This window comes from Halalkalibacter suaedae (genome assembly GCF_017939705.1).
Taxonomy (GTDB): Bacteria; Bacillota; Bacilli; order Bacillales; family Bacillaceae_D; genus Halalkalibacter; species Halalkalibacter suaedae.
On sequence record NZ_JAGKSQ010000007.1, the window covers coordinates 177,114 to 193,840 of the forward strand.

The following is a 16,727-nucleotide window of genomic DNA, read 5'->3' on the forward strand; positions in this document are numbered from 1 at the left end:
ATTTGCGGACATTCACTCTGTTATAGGGTTTGCTGGACTTTTCGTAATAAATTAGTATTAAAAAAAGACAGTTAACTGAAAAACCAGCATATGTACGAGCTTTATCAAAGATGAGGTACTTATTACCCTTCATTCAGCTTAGAATCGGTTGATTAGGAGAGGCTTATGAGCCGAAATTTGCTTATTATGAGCGGGAATCATCCTTTTATGAGCGGGTTCACCGCACTTATGAGCCAGATCAACACTTTTATGAGCGGATAGCGATGTGGCTGGCCTTTTCGTTAATAAATCCCTTATTAAAAAGAACATTAACCGAAAAACCAGCATATGTACGAGCTTTTTCAAAGATGAGGTTGCTTTTTACCCTACATTCAGCTGAGAATCGGTTAATCAGGTGATGCTTATGAGCCGGGATTTGCTTATTATGAGCGGAAATCATCCTATTATGAGCGAGATCAACACTTTTATGAGCGAATAGCGATGTGGCTGGACTTTTCGTTAATAAATCCCTTATTAAAAAGAACATTAACCGAAAAACCAGCATATGTGCGAGCTTTTTCAAAGATGAGGTTGCTTTTTACCCTTCATTCAGCTTAGAATCGGTTGATTAGGAGAGGCTTATGAGCCGAAATTTGCTTATTATGAGCGGGAGTTATCCTTTTATGAGCGAGATCACCGCACTTATGAGCCAGATCAACACTTTTATGAGCGAATAGCGATTTTGGCTGGCCTTTTCGTTAATAATCTCTTATTAAAAAGAACATTAACCGAAAAACCAGCATATGTGCGAGCTTTATCAAAGATAAGGTACTATTTCCCCTACATTCAGCTGAGAATCGGTTGATCGGGTGAGGTTTATGAGCCGGAATTTGCTTATTATGAGCGGGAATCATCCTTTTATGAGCGGGTTCACCGCACTTATGAGCCAGATCAACACTTTTATGAGCGGATAGCGATTTTGGCTGGACTTTCAGTTAATCACTCTCTTATTAAAAAGGACATTTAACCATAGATCATAATGTGAATACGAACAAAAGCAATGAACCAAGGTGGAGTTCAACCTAGGTTCATTGCTTTTATATTTCTTTGATTTATTCGTTCATAATGGGTTTGGAGCATGTTGATTTCGGCGGGTGATAATGCTTGGATGTGTAGTTTGATGCCTTCATCATGTAGGGAGTGTAGAATTCGGCCAACGATGTCTGTTATCGTTAATGGTGTGTCTAGAAGGTCGGAGAGGGAGGCCATTGTCGCTGGGACAATTTGTGGATAACTGAACTTTGTCGGTGCGCCTTGGACTGATTTAGTATAGAAATTCTGAATCAGCTGAGCACGATCCTCTCCGCTTCCATCAACACATAGGTAGATTTGGACAGCTACTCCGCCCCTAATTCTTCGCTGGGATATTCCCGCAAACTTCTTGCCACCGATACTAAGGTCAAAGCTACCAGGGCAGTAAGACCCGACAATTTCCTTTGCTTCAATGTGAACAGGGAAGTCCGCAAATAATCGTTGGATAAAGGAATACATCAGCTCGTAGCCTGCATCAATCGTGAATCCTTTTTCTTCTTTAATAATTAATGAAAGATTTAAAATGCCTGGATCTAATACAACGGCTAAACCACCGGAATTGCGGACGACGACACGATAGCCCTCTGCTTCGAGATATGCTTGTCCATCCTCGATATAGGGTAAGCGGCTATCTTGAATACCTAGAACAACTGTCTTTTCATGAACCCACGGACGAATCGTTGGCGGAGCATCCTGCTGACCGACAACTGTAGATAATGTGTCATCATAGGCAAAGGATTGCAGGGCATCGAAATTCAATCCAAGTGTTGAATGATCTAGAAAACGCCATGACGTTGATATATTTTTCATACATTAAGCTCCTCGTAACAAACTTCATTTATTATAACACTATTCTAAATATGAAAGAACATCGTGCAACAACATAACCAATGTGCTATACTATTGCTTGGTTTAATGAAACATCCTGATATTATCAATGAAAGGAACCGAGATATGGCTAATGAATTTCGTATTTGTGATGAGTGTCAAGCAACTAATATTAATTCGCTAGTACCCAGGTTAAAAAAGCTCGATCCTACTGCAACTATCGATATTCGCTGTCAATCCTATTGCGGTCCTGGTCGAAAAAAATCATTTGCATTTGTAAATAGCCGTCCATTATCAGCACCAGATGAAGATCAATTGCTTGAAAAGGTCGGTCAGAAAATAAAAGCATAATCGTTTCTGATTCATAGATGAGCCTGTAGGAGAACCCGATTTTTCTATGGGCTTTTTGTTATGGGAATTTAATGTTCTTCATCCGTTTTTTCCTATGACAGCTGTCCACACTTTCGTTATAATGTAGATACTACTCACTGAAACGAGAGGGTTCACTATGACAAAACCACCATATGGTTTATTAGAAGAAGAGAAAGTATTTAAAGATCCTGTTCATCGATATATTCATGTTCGTGATGAATTAATCTGGGAATTAATCGGCACGAAGGAATTCCAACGCCTGCGACGAATTCGTCAGCTCGGAACTACCTATGTAACGTTTCACGGGGCTGAGCATACACGCTTCAACCATTCTCTTGGTGTATATGAGATCACAAAACGGATTCTAGAAGTATTTAAAGGACGTCCAGGCTGGGATGAAAAAGACCGGCTGCTAGCTCTTTCTGCAGCACTTCTTCATGATGTTGGACATGGGCCTTTTTCTCATTCCTTTGAAAAGGTTTTTGATACAGATCATGAGGAATGGACGAGGGAAATTGTTCTAGGTGATACCGAAGTGAATAAGGTTCTTTCACATGTAAGTCCGACTTTTCCTAAAGAGGTTGCTGATGTGATCGAGAAGACCTCCCCTAATAAATTAGTAACGAGCATGATTTCAAGCCAAATTGACGCCGACAGAATGGATTATCTTCAGCGTGATGCCTATTATACTGGTGTCAGCTACGGTCACTTTGATATGGAGCGGATTTTGCGTGTCATGCGTCCAACCGAGGATCAAGTCGTCATTAAGCAGAGTGGGATGCACGCTGTTGAAGACTATATTATGAGCCGATATCAAATGTATTGGCAGGTCTACTTTCATCCTGTAACTAGAAGTGCAGAAGTCATTCTGACGAAGATTTTAAAAAGGGCAAAAGAGCTTTCTGACCAAGGCTATGATTTTAAACAAAAACCAAATCATTTTTATTCGTTTTTTGACGGAAAAGGGAGTTTAGAGGATTATTTACGGTTAGATGAAGCGATAACCATGTATTATTTTCAAATTTGGCAGGATGAGGAGGATCGCATTTTGAGCGATCTTTGTGTAAGATTCCTTAATAGACACTTATTTAAGTACGTGGAATTCAACCCTAATTTAAGAATGAATGATTGGCCGATCCTTCAAGATCTTTTCAGACAAGCTGACTTGAATCCGGACTATTATTTAGTGATCGATTCTTCATCAGATTTGCCTTACGATTTCTATCGTCCAGGGGAAGAAGAAGAACGATTGCCAATTCATCTTGTTATGCCGAACGGGAAGTTGCGTGAACTTTCACGGGAGTCAGATGTTGTTGAGGCAATTTCGGGTAAAAAACGTACCGATCATAAACTCTATTTTCCGCTTGATTGCTTAGAGGACGAGCGTGAACATAAAGAAGTGAAACAGAAAATCAGAGACATACTTAATGTGTAAAGGAGGAGCAGGCATTGCTTAAGGATCATGCAAATGTAATGGCACTTTTCTTGCAGGCTGGAGAAGTAATTGGACGGAAGAAGCTCCAGAAAATCATCTATATTGCCAAGAAAATGGACGTGCCTTTTTCCGAGCGTTTTAAGTTCCATATGTTTGGGCCATACTCTGAGGAGTTAAGCTTGCGAATGGAGGAATTATGTAATTTGGGCTTTGTCGAAGAACAAAAAGAAGACAAAGGAAATTACTATCAATACCGGTATGCACTTTCTGAGGAAGGCAAGCGCTTTTTGAATTTATACCAGTTTGAAATTCCTCAATCTGAAGCCTTAATAAATGAATTAAACGGACAAAGCTCACGTTTTCTTGAGCTTGTATCGACCCTACTTTATTTCGAGGATCTCACAAAGGATGAGGTGAAGGAAAAGGTCTTTACACTCAAACGAAAACAAAATTATAGTGAGGAAGATATCGACCTCGCATATGCCTTTATCGAAACATTGCGTGATACAAAACAATAGTGCGGATCATTTACTGAAAGTAGCATATGTATACGATGTCTGTGTACAATGGAAAGATAGAACTGTGTAAGAAAGGGTGAGCGATTTGGATTTACTAAACAGTGACAACTTAAAAAAGAAAAAAGGTAGTGGCTTTACCATTCTTAGTGGCGACTCTACTGATGGACATGGTGGATACGGGGCTGGAGTAATGAATTTAGATAATATTTCACCTGTTTTTGTATGTCCAGATGACGATGAAGCATTCGTTGATATGGGTGCTCTCCATGCTCGCTCGGCCGTTGAAAAGCGAATTAAGTTCCTCCCTGACAAAGAGAAGGTACCTAATGGAAAGCTTTACTGGTTAGTATGGGTGGCCATTCAGTATAAAGAAAGCAAACCATACTATGCTGGAGTTGCTGCCTGTGAAATGACTGTTGATATAGAGATCCGTAGAGGCTACAAAAGTATGCCAGAGCATGTCAACCACATGGATCGTGCGTTAAAGGGTAAAATTATTGTTAGTCAAATGGATCAAAAATCAAAGCAAATTCTTGCTCGTTTTCTAAAGGAGCATAATGAACAAATGTGGGAGCATTCCGACAAGGAGCTTCATGAATCTTTGCTATCAGAGTAAAAGCGATTTGTAAATGGCAAATATCATAAACTTTTGAACGATTATTGAACACTGGCTTCGACTCTTGAGCTTTTCGGTTAGAGCGAGTAAACTGAAAGAAGTATAAACGCACATTTATACTAGGACACGAAGAAGCGTGAAGGCAACCAAGCCTTCACGCTTTTTCAATTTCTTAGTTCCCTAACCAACGAAATAAGCGATTAATTAAATTTTCTTTTTCCTTTGTCGCTTCATCAATAACCTCTGTCTCAGGTTGTCCATCTGCTGCTGGTGGTGGACAAGGCTTAGTAGGCTCGGTTCCTTCAACAAAGTAAGAAACACGATGGGTCGGGCAATCCTCTGTTGCAAGTAGCCCATTTTCAGGATTCATTTTAACACCAACGACACCGGCTGGAACTGGAAATTCCTTTTTGAGCTGGCCTTTCAAAGCACCCTCTGTAAATTGAGCCCAAATTCGTTTGGCAATTTGTCCTTCTGCAGGCTTCTGTAGGTTTCCTTTGTCATAACCAACCCAAACACTTGTCACTAATTGCGGTGTAAAGCCAACCATCCAACTATCAGATGAGGTAGAGCCTGATTTACCTGCGATTGGACGACTAACTAGATGTGAAACAGAGCCTCCTGTTACTGAGGTGTGAGCATTCAAGTAAGGATCGAACATCCCTGTCATCAGGTCTGTCATAATAAATGCGAGCTTCGGATCGAGTACTTGCGTCATCTCTGGCTCGGCCTCAAAAAGAACCTCACCCTCTGAATCAACAATTTTTCGAATTAACCGTGGTTCGACTCGTTTTCCGCCATTTGCAAACGCACTGTAAGCACGAGCCATCTCAAATGGACTAACTCCAGAAGTTCCAAGAGCGAGTGATGGATGATTCTTTAGCTTGCTTTCGACCCCTACACGTTCAGCGACCTCGACGAGCTTATCTGTGCCTAGAAGAAGATGTGTTTTGACAGCATAGATGTTGTCCGAGAAAGCTGTAGCTTGCAGCAGTGTAATAAAATCATCCGCATAATTGTCATTGAAATTACTAGGAGACCAAGAGCCTCTTCCCTCATCAATAGTAAATGTTGTTTCCTCACTAAGCAGCGTTGTTGCAGCGGTATAGCCGTTTTCTAATGCGGCGTAGTAGAGAAATGGCTTAAAGGAGGAACCTGGCTGTCTTTTAGCTTCGGTTGCTCGGTTATACGGGCTCTCGGTATAATCCTTTCCACCAACAAGTGCTTTTACATCACCCGTTCGTGGATCAATTGCGACTAATGCCGTTTGTAGTTCTGAATCGGGCATTTCACTAGCGACCCATTTCTCAGCTTCCTTTTGCATTTGGGGGTCAAGTGTCGTATAGATTTTTAAACCACCAGCCTCAAACAAAGCTTGATCAATACCGATCGTTTGGATCAATTCCTTTTCAACCGTATCCTGAAAATAAGGACCGATCGTTGAAGGCTGATCAAGCTCGTTTTGAACAAAGGTAAGTTCCTCTAGATGAGCCTCATCAGCTTCAATCTGATTAAGATACCCAGTCGCAACCATTGATTGCAACACAACCCCTTGACGCTTCTTGGCACGCTCTAAATCGAATAAAGGAGAATAATAGCTAGGACCTTTCGGGATACCTGCAAGCATGCTTGCTTCAGCTAGATTAAGTTGTTCAGCTGTTTTACCGAAATAATGCTGGGCTGCTGCTTCAATTCCGTAAGCCCCGTGCCCGTAATAGACCGTATTTAAATAACCTTCAAGAATTTGATCCTTGTCATAGTTCATTTCTAGACGTAATGAGTAGAGGAGTTCATTCCATTTTCGCTTCCATGTTTTATCATGACTTAAATAGAGATTTCTAGCATACTGCTGCGTAATCGTACTAGCCCCTTGTGATTTTGATCCAGTCTTTAGGTTAGCAAGAACGGCAGCCCCGATTCGAGTAGGGTCAAATCCAAAATGACTATAGAATTTTCGGTCCTCAACCGCAAGTGTTGCTTCAATCACTTCAGTGTCAATCGAGGAAATAGGAAGCCAGTGCCGATTCTCGCCTTGATGATGTTCACCGATGATTGATTGATCTGCCCCGTAATAGACGGTTGTTTGAGTAACATTAAGTGGAGGCGGTCCTTGCATTTTTGTATAGGAGAGTAGACCGACTGCACAAGCAGCTGCAAAAACCAAACTAATTAATAGTAAGCGAAGAAACAAACGAACAAGTCGTCTCTTTCTCCGATCCTGTCGATTTACAACGACTTCCATCATGCCACCCCCTGTAGTTTTTTCTTGTTTTTTTTGACGATAGGAATCAATTGATAAACTCATTTACATCATTGGTAGAAAGTGAGTATTTTAAACATCGATCCTCGCTTTTAATTGGTTAGGTTTTCCTTGATTTTTCGATTTGATGTTATATACTTTCACTTGATACATGCAAAGATGGTTTAAGAAAACATAAAAGAGAGAACCTATAGATAAGACTGTTCAAAGAGGTGATAGGATGGAGTTATGGTATACAGAGAAGCAAACCGAGCGTTTTGGGATTACAGCAAAAGTTAAACAAACGCTTCATACCGAGAAAACTGATTTTCAACAATTAGATATGATTGAGACAGAGGAATTTGGAAAGATGCTTGTACTCGACGGAATGGTCATGACAACGGAGAAGGATGAATTTGTGTATCACGAGATGGTCGCACATGTACCGTTATTTACACATCCAAATCCAAAGCGAGTCTTAGTCGTTGGTGGAGGCGACGGTGGGGTGATTCGTGAAATTCTTAAGCACCCTTCTGTTGAGAAGGCCGTCCTCGTTGAAATTGATGGCAAAGTAATTGAATACTCAAAGAAGTACCTCCCAACCATTGCGAGTGCTCTTGATGATGCAAGAGTCGATGTTCAAGTTGGCGATGGATTTATGCATATTGCCAAATCTGAAAATGAATATGATGTCATTATGGTCGACTCAACCGAACCAGTTGGACCTGCTGTGAAGCTATTTGAGAAGGGCTTCTATGAAGGAATAGCGAAGGCGCTGAACGATGACGGTATTTTTGTTGCCCAGACCGATAACCCGTGGTTTCACAGTGAACTGATTACAAAGGTGTACAGTGATGTGAAAGAAATTTTCCCAATCACGAATCTATATACAGCGAATATCCCAACATACCCAAGTGGACTTTGGACATTCACAATTGGTTCAAAGAAGCACGATCCTCTTCAAGTTGAAGAAAGCCGCTTCCATGACATAGAAACGAAGTATTACACGAAGGAACTTCATAAGGCAGCATTTGCGTTGCCTAAGTTTGTTGGGGATTTACTTAAGCGTTAGTGACCAAGACCAAGAAAGCATGTGGACACCCGCTGCTGAAATATACTTCGCTTTCCGCGGGAAGCCGGTGAGCCTCCTCGTGCCTTGGCACTGTGGGGTCTCACCTTTGGCTTTTGCATCCCGCAGGAGTCTACGTATATTTCATCCGCTATATGAGTGCTTTGTTCGAGATTTCAGTCAACCCCTGCCTTTTTATGTTGGTTACGGACATTTGTTCCGTTAATCTATCGAAAAGCGGGAAAACTACGTGCTAACGGACATTTAATCCTTTATTCAGCTCAATAACCGTCTATTTCAAAGGATTTGTATGAAATAAGGGATCATATGTCCGCAAACTTGTTAGGATAGGGGTTTTAGACGAAATTAAGGGATCAAATGTCCGTATAAATTCCTGAACAGCATGAGCCACGACTACTTCCTCTCTCATGCTAGTTTTTTTCTTTAAATAAAAAAATAAAGGAGACATTCAATGGATCTACTATTATTTCGCTTAATTAATAATCTGAGCATGAAAAATGACCTCTTGGACAATATAGCTATTTTATTATCGAAATATGGAATTATTTTAATGATTATTTGCATTATTTGTCTTACACTTAGTAAACAGAAGCGTCTTATTGGTCTTTATGGCATTCTTGCCCTTGCGATTTCACTTGGGGTAAACCGACTGCTTAAGATGAGCTTTGATCGGCCGAGGCCTTTCATGGAGCACACGGTCAATCTTGTTATTGAACGAGCGCCATCACCGTCGTTCCCGAGTGATCAGGCGTTAATTGCTGGGGTCTTTCTTGTCGTTATATTGCTAGCAAGTAAGAAGCTAGCGGCAATTGCATTCATTTATTCGTTCGCAGTGATTGTCTCAAGAGTGTATGTCGGACACCATTATCCTAGTGATGTGCTGACTGGATATATGTTAGGGATACTACTCACAATAGTTGTTTTTTATGTTGTCAAACGAATAAAGAAAGCACCATCACCGAAGCTTACTGTTGATGTTTAATAGGCTAAGTAATCGTCGCGAAAAAGGGCTTCTTGCAACAATGATACAAACTCGCTAAACTTGATGGATAGAAAGGTGTGCGAGACACATGAATAAACCAATCAAACGTTTCTTGAAAATGCGGTTCCAAACAAAAGTTGAACATGAAGATCACACAGATTCCTATGAGTTCACGGCTCGAGGAGAATTATTTCATAAAGGCAGTCAGGATTACCTGCGTTTTGAAGAAGCGTTGTCTAAGGATGAAACGGTCCAAACGACGATGAAGTGGGATGGACGCGAGCTTATGTTGATCAGACAAGGTGTTATTTTAATGAGACAAGGCTTCGTTGCCGGTCAACAAACGCTTGGTCGCTACGTCACTCCAGAAGCATCATGGGAAACGGTCGCAACAACAGAAAAGGTCTTAGTTCAATGGCCTCAAGGAAAAAGTCGTGGCCGAATTGAAATTAAATATCGCTTTACATTACAGGGGCAGGACACGGGCAAACATCAGGTTCGGTTAACGTTAGAGGAGGACAAAGGAAATGAATAGTGTTGAGCAAATGAAACAACAATTAAAGGAAGAAATCATCCTAGCGGTTAAAGCCGCAGAGCTTGCAACGGATGAAACGATACCAGAGGTGACACTTGAGTCGCCGAAGGATAAGGCACACGGGGATTATGCAACGAATATGGCGATGCAGCTCGCACGTGTGGCAAAGCAGGCACCGCGTGCTATTGCTGAGCAACTAGTTGCAAAGCTTAACCAAGAGCGTGCTTCCATTGAGAAAGTTGAAATTGCAGGACCTGGATTTATTAATTTTTATATGAATAATAGCTATTTAAGAGAGGTTATTCCAACCGTTTTAGCGGCAGGCGAAGCATATGGACAAACGAATGTCGGGCAAGGAAAGAAAATTCAAGTTGAGTTCGTCTCAGCCAATCCAACAGGTACGCTTCATTTAGGGCATGCCAGAGGTGCAGCAGTCGGTGATGCACTTTGTAATGTTCTTGCTAAAGCAGGATTTGAAGTAGAACGTGAATATTACATAAATGATGCTGGTAACCAGATCAATAACCTAGTGTATTCATTGGAAGCACGTTATTTTCAGGCATTAGGAATTGATAAGGAAATGCCAGAGGATGGCTACCATGGCAAAGACATTATTGAATTTGGACAGGCACTTGCAGACCAATATGGGGATCATTATGTGAATGTATCTGAGGAGGAGCGTGCAGCGTTTCTACGTCAATATGGTCTTGAGAAGGAATTAGATAAAATCAAAGTCGACCTAAAGGAATACCGTGTTGAATTTGATCATTGGTTCTCTGAAACCTCTTTATATGAAACAGGAAAAGTGGTTGAGACACTTGATGTGCTAAAGAATAAAGGTGAAACATATGAAGAAGAAGGAGCGACTTGGTTCCGCTCAACAACGTATGGTGATGATAAAGATCGTGTATTGATTAAAAATGACGGTAGCTATACGTACTTAACGCCAGATATTGCTTACCATCAGGATAAGATGAGCAGAGGCTTTGAGAAATTAATTAATATTTGGGGTGCCGATCATCATGGTTACATACCAAGAATGAGGGCTGCCATTCAAGCACTAGGCTATGGTCCTGAGCAGCTTGAAGTCCAAATTATTCAAATGGTTAGCTTATTCCAAGGCGGGGAAAAGGTCAAAATGAGTAAGCGTACAGGAAAAGCTGTTACGCTACGAGACTTAATGGAAGAGGTTGGCGTTGACGCAACAAGATACTTCTTTGCAATGAGAAGTGCTGATTCGCATCTTGATTTCGATATGGATCTCGCCGTTTCAAAATCAAACGAGAATCCAGTCTATTACGTCCAGTACGCTCATGCTCGGGTTAGTAGCATGCTTCGCCAAGGGGCAGAACAGGGATTAACCTTTGACGAGTCAACTGATTTATCATCACTAACATCTGAAAAGGCATATGAGCTTTTAAAAACACTTGGAAACTTCCCAGAAGCAATTGCAGAAGCTGCTCAGAAGCATAGTCCGCACAGGATCACGAATTATGTCCACGAGCTCGCTTCAACCCTGCATAGCTTCTACAATGCAGAGCGCGTTATTGACGTTGAGAAGAAGGAAGAAAGCTGTGCAAGACTTGCTCTAATGAAAGCAACTCAAGTAACAATAAAAAATGCACTAGCACTGGTAGGAGTTTCGGCACCAGAGAAAATGTAAACAATACGTGAACCTAGCCATTTAATCGCACGCTTCTTTGTCGAAGTTGAGCAAGTAAAAGGCTAGGTTCTTTTTAAAGGAGATGAAAATATGGACGTTATTTTATGGGTGCTTATTTGTATATTATTTGTTCTTAGCTTTGTCGGATTAATATTTCCGATTATCCCTTCAATCCTCGTACTATGGGGAGGGTTCCTTCTCTATTTATTTGGGATAGGTGGTACGTTATCACCATGGTTTTTCATTGGAGCAGGGTTATTTACTGTTCTGATCCTAATAGCTGATTTGCTCGTTAATCAGTTTTTCGTTAAGAAATACGGTGGCTCAAAATGGTCGGAGCGTGTGGCAGCAGTAGCGGTTATTGTCGGATCCTTTGTCTACCCGCCATTCGGTCTCTTAATCATCCCTTTCTTAGCTGTTTTTATCACAGAAGTAATCGTGACGAAAAATACAAAGCACGCCTCACTTGTCGCTGTTGGCTCGGTCTTTGCCTTTTTAAGTAGTACCTTTGCGAAAGGATTTATCCAGCTCTTATTAATTGGTTGGTTTTTTATAGAGGTTTTTTTCTAAGAAGTGTGCAAATGCCGCATGAAAGTCCCTCTTTCTACGCATAGTACAAATAGAAAGAAGGGATGATTATGCAGGAAGTAGCACTAGCTCTCTTGGCTGGACTGGTCGTTGGCTTTCTTTTCGCACTAATTAAGCTACCTATTCCAGCTCCTCCAGCCCTTGCTGGAGTTATGGGCATTGTCGGGGTTTTCTTAGGCTATAAACTCTTTCTATTAATTGCCCCGTATTTCCAATCTTAGAGGTCGACCTTCGTTGGGAGGCCTCCAACAATTATTAGAAAGGGGTTATTGAATGCCCTATATAGAGACCGAGCATTATCACATCTATTACGAAGTTCACGGCGAGGGACAACCAATTGTCTTTATTCATGCCCCTGTCATGGGACATCTCACGTTTAGATCACAGAAACCATTAGCTGAGCATTTTCAGCTTATTTTTATTGACTTACTTGATAGTGGACGAAGCACTAAACATACGGAGGGACAGGATCTCTCAATCCGAGCATTTGCCGACATCGTCTATACGGTTGTTTCCACATTAGATCTCAAGCCGGTGGTGTTATGTGGCTATTCAAACGGTGGATCGATTGCTCAAGAATTTGCTCTCGCTTATCCTAAACATACTGCAGGCTTAATTATGATTAGTGCTTTTCCTGAAGTCTCGTCCTTTTTACTAAGTAAGGAGTTTGATTTAGGGATTTGGGTCGCGAAGCATCAATGGTTGCCACTACTTTCAACCGTCCTCACGAAAGCCCATTTCAAATCAAAGGAAGAACAAAAAGAAATGGCCCGATTTATCACAAATGCGGATGGTCAAGTGTTACATCAGATCTATGAACGAGGGAAGGCGTATGCAGCAACTGGAAGATTGAAGGAAATCAACGTACCAGTGCTTGCTGTATATGGAAAGCTGGATATGGTCACAAGCAGATATATGGTTCCGTTTGTAGAGGGAATTAGTGATGTTGAAGTCGCTGTCGTTAGCGGAGTAGCCCACCAAGTCCCAACAAGAAAACCAACCGAATGCAACCAAATTATCAAAAGCTGGATCAGTCGTAAACTAGGAAAAACACCTCTTTTAATTTAGAGGTGTTTTTGTTTTGGAGTGAAAAAAGGGTGGAGAAGTGGGGGCTCATAATAGTGTGGGTTTGGCTCATAAACTTGCTGATTCCGCTCATAACCATGCTAAGTCCGCTCATAAACCTCTCTATCCGGCTCATTAATAGCTCCGCCCCTTGAGAAACAGCTTGTTATGGGCGGTTAGAGAGGTCGCTTCTTCGAAAAAGCATGAGGAATTGGCTGGAATTTGATTAATATAGATGGTTTTAGAGTGCATATTGTATGAAAAGCCAACCGTAAAGTGAAAAAACTACGCATCAGGTGCTAGTTCGCGGCTAGGCTTATAATAGTGTCAATTTGGCTCATAACTCCGCAAATCCCGCTCATAACTATGCCAAGTCCGCTCATAAACCCCCAGATCCCGCTCATAAATAGCCCCAACCCTTGAGGAACATCCTGTTTTGGCGGTTCGAGAGGTGACTTCTTCGAAAAAGCCTGAGAAATTGGCTGGAATTTTATTAATATAGATGGTTTTAAAGTTCATATTGAATAAAAAGCCAACCACTAAGTGAAAAATACTAATTCATAATCTAGGTTCAACTACGCATCAGCTGCTAGTTCAGGGCTTGAGGCTCATAATAATGCGGATTTGGCTCATAACTCCGCAAAACTCGCTCATAACTATGCCAATTTCGCTCATAAACCCCCAGATCCCGCTCATAACTAGCTCCCGCCCCTTGAGAAACAGCCTGTCTTAGCGGTTCGAGAGGTCACTTCTTCGAAAAAGCATGAGAAATTGGCTGGAATTTTATTAATAGATGGTTTTAGAGTGCACATTGAATAAAAAGCCAACCATAAAGTGAAAAATATTAATACATAATCTAGGTTCAACTACGCATCAGCTGCTAATTCAGAGCTAGGCTCATAATAGTGTCAATTTGGCTCATAACTCCGCAAATCCCGCTCATAACTATCTCCCGCCCCTTGAGGAACAGCCTGTTTTGGCGGTTCGAGAGGTGACTTCTTCGAAAAAGACTGAGGAAATGGCTGGAATTTTATTAATATAGATGGTTTTAAAGTTCATATTGAATAAAAAGCCAACCACTAAGTGAAAAATGATCATTTTAATATATTAATCTAGATTCAACTACGCATCAGATGCTAGTTCAGGGCTTGAGGCTCATAAAAATGCGGATTTGGCTCATAACTCCGCAAATCTCGCTCATAACTATGCCAATTTCGCTCATAAACCCACAAAACTCGCTCATAACTATCTCCGTCCCTTGAGAAACAGTCTGTTATGGCATTTCGAGAAGTCACTTCTTCGAAAAAGCATGAGGAATTGGCTGGAAGTTTATTAATATAGAAGATTTTAGAGTGCATATTGAATAAAAAGCCAACCAGAAATTGAAAAATCTAATTTAAGGTTCAGCTATGAATCTCAGTCAATCTTTATTTTAAGATTGCCCATGCATCGAAGTTACATTCATCAATATTGAAAAGCAGCTAAATCCCATTTAACCTCTCGCAAAGCGGACGGGATGGGAGGGCCGACTCCTGCAGGAAATAAGGGCAAAATGGAAATCCACCGGCTTAGCCGGTTAGTTCCATGCCCTCCTGCGGAAAGCGTGCCCCCCATCCCGGTAGCGTAGCCGGAGCCCCTCAACATCGCCTCAAAAATTCCGTCCTCCTACAATAAACCAGAAACCAGCGAGGCAATCTTCTCCTTACCCTTATGAACAAACGGACGCTTCTTATAATTTTCAAACGTCAACCGCTCTGAAATCGCGAGATCATGGTCAAGCTCGCGTATAACCAATTGAACAAAATCACTATCATAAATCAAACAATTGATCTCATGATTAATATGGAAGCTACGCTTATCGAAATTTGCTGTGCCGACATCACACATTTGGTTATCGATGACGAGGCATTTTGCGTGAAAGAAGCCTCGGTAGTACTGATGAATCGTAATGCCAGCAGTTAAGAGATCGTTGAAATAAGGATATGCTGCTTCCTTTACAAGAGGATGATCACCCTTCTTTGGCAAAATAAGCTTCACATCAACACCACGCTTCGCTGCTGCAATTAGCTCCTGATGAACTGGATCACCAGGAATATAATAGGGTGTTCCTAGCATAATGGTATGCTTGGCTTGTGCGATTAGATCAACGAATGTCTCCTCAAGATATACCCCATCTGTTGGTAGGATTCGTATTGGGCTATCACCTTTTGTCAGAAACGGATAATGTGAGGGCTGCTCAACATATCTCTGTTTCGCTGTTTGCCAGTCCTGCATGAATTGTTCCTGTAAATCTTGAACCCCGTCTCCAAAAAGACGAAGGTGGAAATCACGCCAGAAGCCGAATTTTGGATCGCGTCCTAAATACTCATCCCCGACATTATAGCCACCGATAAAACCTGTATTGCCGTCAATGACCGTTAGCTTGCGGTGATTTCGGCGGTTTGTTGTAAAGAATAAATACGGGAGTGAGGCAGGGTGAGAATAAGCAAAGTGGATGCCGTCCTTTCTCATCTTCCTAATAATTTTTTTGGGGATCCTGCAACCAGCCCGATCAACAAGGAGTCGAACGGTGACGCCTTCCTTCGCCTTTGATTCTAGAGCGGAAATCATTTTCTTCCCAATATGGTCATATCTAAAAATGTAGAAAAGCATATGAATATGGTCTGTGGCAACCTGGATATCCTGGAAGAGTTGCTTAAAAAATTCATCACCAGTCGGTAACAGAGTGATGTCACTATATCGTGTTTCTTGAACATGTCGTGAAGCCTCGCTTCGCTGCTTTCGCATTCCTAATACAAAATCGAGACGTAGCCAAATGACTATCGCTATAAATATAATGCCTGCAATCATCCAACCATTCATAGCATGACCTACCTTCTGAAAAAATGTCCTCTTTTTATCATGACCGAATTCGGCATAGAACATGAAAAAAATAAAAAAATGCTTTCTCAAAAGTAAAGGTATAGCTGAAATGTGTAAATTTTAGTATGCTTATAGCAACATAATCAGCGGAAGTAGGTTGATAGAGTTGAAAAAAGCAGTAAAATCAGCTGTAAAAGATCCGGAGCTTATTAAGAAGCGTCGTGAGCAAATGGTTAAGGCAGCTGTTCATCTTTTTACAGAAAAGGGATTCCATCGCACGACAACACGCGAAATTGCCAAAGCGTCAGGCTTTAGCATTGGGACATTGTATGAATACATCCGCACAAAGGATGACGTTCTGTTTCTAGTGTGTGATTCGATCTATGAAGAGGTTCAAACGAGGCTTCAATCGCTGTTAACGGATGATACCAAAGGAATTGAACGATTGAAAAATGCAATAACCTCATATTTTCAAGTGATTGATGAAATGCAAGATGAGGTATTAGTTATGTACCAAGAGGTGAAATCGCTTCCGAAAGAGGCTCTTTCCTATGTACTTGAAAAAGAAGTAGAGATGACGTCAATGATTGAAGAGGTCATTCGCTATTGTGTGCGGGAAGAGGTTGTATTTCTAACCGAAAAGCAAGTCAAGCTCGCAGCACATAATATTTTGGTGCAAGGTCAGATGTGGACTTTTAGACGGTGGTCGATTCAAAAGCTATATAATATTGAAGACTACACAAAGCTCCAAATTGAACAATTTATCTCAGGAATCACGAAAGCACAGGTGGCGGATTAATTTTTCTTTTCCATGAACTAGCATAAACCCCTGAATTATGTTTATAATGAAAAAGATGCTCTAG

General features: G+C 41.2%; 15 protein-coding genes. 12 read left to right on the plus strand and 3 right to left on the minus strand.

The annotated features are described in order from the left end of the window. Positions 1 to 1,056: 1,056 nt before the first annotated feature. Positions 1,057 to 1,881 carry an octanoyl-[GcvH]:protein N-octanoyltransferase gene (gene lipL, locus J7W16_RS16620; RefSeq protein WP_210598594.1) on the minus strand — a complete coding sequence of 275 codons (825 nt, stop codon included), beginning with the start codon at positions 1,879 to 1,881 and terminating at the stop codon, positions 1,057 to 1,059. A 144-nt stretch (positions 1,882 to 2,025) separates the two neighbouring features. Here lipL and J7W16_RS16625 point away from each other — a divergent pair, with 144 nt between their 5' ends. From J7W16_RS16625 to J7W16_RS16640, 4 genes are all read left to right on the plus strand, one after another. Further along, complete coding sequence (locus tag J7W16_RS16625; RefSeq protein WP_210598595.1) at positions 2,026 to 2,250, plus strand: YuzB family protein; 225 nt, start codon at positions 2,026 to 2,028, stop codon at positions 2,248 to 2,250. Positions 2,251 to 2,407: 157 nt separating this feature from the next. Beyond that, positions 2,408 to 3,706, plus strand: coding sequence for an HD domain-containing protein (locus J7W16_RS16630; protein ID WP_210598596.1), 1,299 nt, complete (start codon positions 2,408 to 2,410; stop codon positions 3,704 to 3,706). Between the two features lie 14 nt (positions 3,707 to 3,720). Next, entirely contained in the window at positions 3,721 to 4,224 is a 504-nt protein-coding gene (locus J7W16_RS16635) for a YwgA family protein (RefSeq protein ID WP_210598597.1), read from the plus strand. Between the two features lie 85 nt (positions 4,225 to 4,309). Further along, a complete protein-coding gene (locus J7W16_RS16640) occupies positions 4,310 to 4,840 on the plus strand; it encodes a YwhD family protein (protein WP_210598598.1) in 531 nt (176 codons plus the stop codon). A 172-nt stretch (positions 4,841 to 5,012) separates the two neighbouring features. Here J7W16_RS16640 and J7W16_RS16645 read toward each other — a convergent pair whose 3' ends face one another. Continuing rightward, positions 5,013 to 7,082 (minus strand): transglycosylase domain-containing protein, encoded by a 2,070-nt coding sequence (locus J7W16_RS16645; RefSeq protein WP_210598599.1) that lies wholly within the window; start codon positions 7,080 to 7,082, stop codon positions 5,013 to 5,015. A gap of 238 nt (positions 7,083 to 7,320) precedes the next feature. Between J7W16_RS16645 and speE the strand changes: the two genes are divergently transcribed. The 7 genes from speE to J7W16_RS16680 all read left to right on the plus strand — a co-directional run bounded on the left by speE (position 7,321) and on the right by J7W16_RS16680 (position 13,005). Continuing rightward, positions 7,321 to 8,151, plus strand: coding sequence for a spermidine synthase (speE, locus tag J7W16_RS16650; protein ID WP_210598600.1), 831 nt, complete (start codon positions 7,321 to 7,323; stop codon positions 8,149 to 8,151). Between the two features lie 469 nt (positions 8,152 to 8,620). Beyond that, positions 8,621 to 9,151, plus strand: coding sequence for a phosphatase PAP2 family protein (locus J7W16_RS16655; RefSeq protein WP_210598601.1), 531 nt, complete (start codon positions 8,621 to 8,623; stop codon positions 9,149 to 9,151). A gap of 88 nt (positions 9,152 to 9,239) precedes the next feature. Further along, positions 9,240 to 9,686: a YwiB family protein gene (locus J7W16_RS16660; protein WP_210598602.1), complete on the plus strand. Its 447-nt coding sequence runs from the start codon at positions 9,240 to 9,242 to the stop codon at positions 9,684 to 9,686. Next, positions 9,679 to 11,349, plus strand: coding sequence for an arginine--tRNA ligase (argS, locus tag J7W16_RS16665; RefSeq protein ID WP_210598603.1), 1,671 nt, complete (start codon positions 9,679 to 9,681; stop codon positions 11,347 to 11,349). The genes J7W16_RS16660 and argS overlap by 8 nt, the downstream gene beginning before the upstream one ends. Before the next feature lie 90 nt (positions 11,350 to 11,439). After that, positions 11,440 to 11,919: a DUF456 domain-containing protein gene (locus J7W16_RS16670; protein WP_210598604.1), complete on the plus strand. Its 480-nt coding sequence runs from the start codon at positions 11,440 to 11,442 to the stop codon at positions 11,917 to 11,919. A gap of 68 nt (positions 11,920 to 11,987) precedes the next feature. After that, entirely contained in the window at positions 11,988 to 12,158 is a 171-nt protein-coding gene (locus tag J7W16_RS16675) for a XapX domain-containing protein (RefSeq protein ID WP_210598605.1), read from the plus strand. Between the two features lie 52 nt (positions 12,159 to 12,210). Further along, on the plus strand, positions 12,211 to 13,005 hold the full coding sequence (locus J7W16_RS16680; RefSeq protein ID WP_210598606.1) for an alpha/beta fold hydrolase: 795 nt from the start codon (positions 12,211 to 12,213) through the stop codon (positions 13,003 to 13,005). A gap of 1,662 nt (positions 13,006 to 14,667) precedes the next feature. On the opposite strand, the gene cls is transcribed toward J7W16_RS16680, so the two are convergent. After that, positions 14,668 to 15,864: a cardiolipin synthase gene (gene cls / locus J7W16_RS16685; protein WP_210598607.1), complete on the minus strand. Its 1,197-nt coding sequence runs from the start codon at positions 15,862 to 15,864 to the stop codon at positions 14,668 to 14,670. 229 nt (positions 15,865 to 16,093) lie between these two features. Here cls and J7W16_RS16690 point away from each other — a divergent pair, with 229 nt between their 5' ends. Next, on the plus strand, positions 16,094 to 16,663 hold the full coding sequence (locus J7W16_RS16690) for a TetR/AcrR family transcriptional regulator (protein ID WP_210598653.1): 570 nt from the start codon (positions 16,094 to 16,096) through the stop codon (positions 16,661 to 16,663). The last annotated feature ends 64 nt before the right edge of the window (positions 16,664 to 16,727 follow it).

What these genes read in the sequence shown, in the direction of transcription:
- lipL (WP_210598594.1), bottom strand. Translation starts at nt 1,881, where the DNA reads ATGAAAAATATATCAACGTCATGGCGTTTTCTAGATCATTCAACACTT.
- J7W16_RS16625 (WP_210598595.1), top strand. Translation starts at nt 2,026, where the DNA reads ATGGCTAATGAATTTCGTATTTGTGATGAGTGTCAAGCAACTAATATT.
- J7W16_RS16630 (WP_210598596.1), top strand. Translation starts at nt 2,408, where the DNA reads ATGACAAAACCACCATATGGTTTATTAGAAGAAGAGAAAGTATTTAAA.
- J7W16_RS16645 (WP_210598599.1), bottom strand. Translation starts at nt 7,082, where the DNA reads ATGGAAGTCGTTGTAAATCGACAGGATCGGAGAAAGAGACGACTTGTT.
- speE (WP_210598600.1), top strand. Translation starts at nt 7,321, where the DNA reads ATGGAGTTATGGTATACAGAGAAGCAAACCGAGCGTTTTGGGATTACA.
- J7W16_RS16655 (WP_210598601.1), top strand. Translation starts at nt 8,621, where the DNA reads ATGGATCTACTATTATTTCGCTTAATTAATAATCTGAGCATGAAAAAT.
- J7W16_RS16660 (WP_210598602.1), top strand. Translation starts at nt 9,240, where the DNA reads ATGAATAAACCAATCAAACGTTTCTTGAAAATGCGGTTCCAAACAAAA.
- argS (WP_210598603.1), top strand. Translation starts at nt 9,679, where the DNA reads ATGAATAGTGTTGAGCAAATGAAACAACAATTAAAGGAAGAAATCATC.
- J7W16_RS16670 (WP_210598604.1), top strand. Translation starts at nt 11,440, where the DNA reads ATGGACGTTATTTTATGGGTGCTTATTTGTATATTATTTGTTCTTAGC.
- J7W16_RS16675 (WP_210598605.1), top strand. Translation starts at nt 11,988, where the DNA reads ATGCAGGAAGTAGCACTAGCTCTCTTGGCTGGACTGGTCGTTGGCTTT.
- J7W16_RS16680 (WP_210598606.1), top strand. Translation starts at nt 12,211, where the DNA reads ATGCCCTATATAGAGACCGAGCATTATCACATCTATTACGAAGTTCAC.
- cls (WP_210598607.1), bottom strand. Translation starts at nt 15,864, where the DNA reads ATGAATGGTTGGATGATTGCAGGCATTATATTTATAGCGATAGTCATT.
- J7W16_RS16690 (WP_210598653.1), top strand. Translation starts at nt 16,094, where the DNA reads ATGGTTAAGGCAGCTGTTCATCTTTTTACAGAAAAGGGATTCCATCGC.